This window comes from Micromonospora phytophila, assembly GCF_023656545.1.
Classification (GTDB): domain Bacteria; phylum Actinomycetota; class Actinomycetes; order Mycobacteriales; family Micromonosporaceae; genus Micromonospora; species Micromonospora phytophila.
The window spans coordinates 1-1,789 of sequence record NZ_JAMOKF010000585.1 but is presented as its reverse complement, the minus strand read 5'-3'; the positions used below and the strand labels follow the sequence as shown (position 1 = coordinate 1,789).

Genomic DNA, 1,789 nt, shown 5'->3' with positions numbered 1-1,789 from the left:
AGGGCCGGCCCAGGTTGATCGGAGCGGCGCAGGCGTCGCACCCGCCCCGGCGGGCAACCCCCGGCGGTACGGCGTACCGGATCACGGCGAGCCGGAGCACCGGGCCGAGCGCGAGAGCGGCCAGCGCTCCCGCCCGTCGCGACGACCCGACCGACCTGGTGGCGGACGGTGTCCCGGATTCCGACGAGCCCGTCGGAGCCGGCCCCGCCGAGCCGAGGGTTGCTCCGGCGGACCGGCCGGACGCTGTCCCCGATCCGGGCGGGCCGGTCGGTTCGGCCGTGGGCGGGCCGGTGGGCGACCCCGGACGGACGTCGGCGCTCGGGCCGATTTCGGGCCGGGCGGGGCTCCGCGCCGCCGGCGGTTCGGTCAGCGCCATGGCCGGCCCTCGGCACGGACGGCCATCGCCGACACGGAGGGTAGTCCCGGCAACGGCCAGATGTAACGGGCGGAACGCCATCCACCCCTCCCGTCGGGGCGTCGCCGCGCAACGGAGGAATGAACCAGATAAGGCAACGGGATTCCCACAGAAATGGAATGGCGTTTCGCTCGGCGGGGGTACGGATCGGGCCAGATACCACCTCGTCGGCACGTACCGCCGACCGTTACGCCGACCCGGCGGCCCGGCGACCGGCCGCCACGTCGACGACCCGGGGTACCTCTCGGATCCCGGCCGCCCGACCCGCTCCAGTTACCCGAAGCCACCCGCCGCCACCACCCTTCATCACCGACCGTGTTCGATTGAATTGCCTCTGTTGCATCGGCGGGCGTCAGCCTATGCTCGCCCCTTGGGTGCGATGCAACCCCGCAGCGGAACGACAGGGCGACACAGAGCTTTGCATTTGTAGAGATCCGTAACGGTAAATGCGGCAGCACATTCCACGGGCCCGGATGACGTCATTCGGGCGCACTGCCGCAGGCCCGGAGCCCGTCCGGCGGGCGACGGGTCGCCACCGAGGAGGCACGACGGTGCGAGGACGGCTCAACCGGTGGGCAGCCTGCCTGCTCACGGTTGCCGCGGTCGGGTCGGTCCCGGCCTGCGGCGCGGAGCACGAGACGACCGCCCGGACGACCACCGCCCGGGACGCGGCCAGGCCGGCATCCACGGAGGCCGACGAGCAGGCCGCCGGGAAGGCGGCGCTGGCCGCGTATGCCGGATATCTCGCCGCGTCCCGCACGGCGAGTGGGCGCAGCGACCCCCATCATCCGGAACTGTCCAGATTCCTCGCCGATCCGCTGCTGACCCGGGTCCGGCTGGCCATTCGTGAGGCGAAGGAGCACGGCGCGATGCGTACCGGGACGTTGGTCTCCGACCCGAAGGTGACCTCGGTGAACCTGGACACGGCCCCGGCCACCGTGGAGATCCAGGACTGCCTCGACGAGACCGGCTACCGGCTGGTCTACGCCCGCGACAAACGGCTGGTCCCGGGCACCGGCGGCGGCCGGCATCTGGCCACCGCGACCGCCACCCGCTACCCGGACGGCCGCTGGCTGATCAGCGCCGGCGCCGGCCACGAGGACCAGCCGTGCTGACCTGGGGAGGAACGGGCGCCCCGGCCCTCGAGGCGACCGGGGCCGGGGCGACCCGCACGGCGCCGACCGACCCTGTCCCGCCGACGGGGGCGCCGACCGATGCTGTCCCGCCGACGGAGGCGGCTCGGGCGGACGCTCCCCGGGGCGTACCGGTGCGGACGGCCCGTCGGGCGCTGCTCGGCGCCGGCCTGGTCCTGCTGCTGGCGCTCGGGGCGGCCGTGCCCGCGATCGCCGCGGGGCGCGCGGACCCCGGCGCCGA

The 1,789-nt window shown here is 74.6% G+C and carries 1 protein-coding gene; it reads left to right on the top strand.

The genetic code is table 11. From position 1 onward, the window contains the following. Positions 1 to 966: 966 nt before the first annotated feature. Positions 967 to 1,530, top strand: a complete 564-nt coding sequence (locus NCC78_RS31505) for a hypothetical protein (RefSeq protein ID WP_250799083.1) — start codon at positions 967 to 969, stop codon at positions 1,528 to 1,530. Positions 1,531 to 1,789 lie beyond the last annotated feature (259 nt).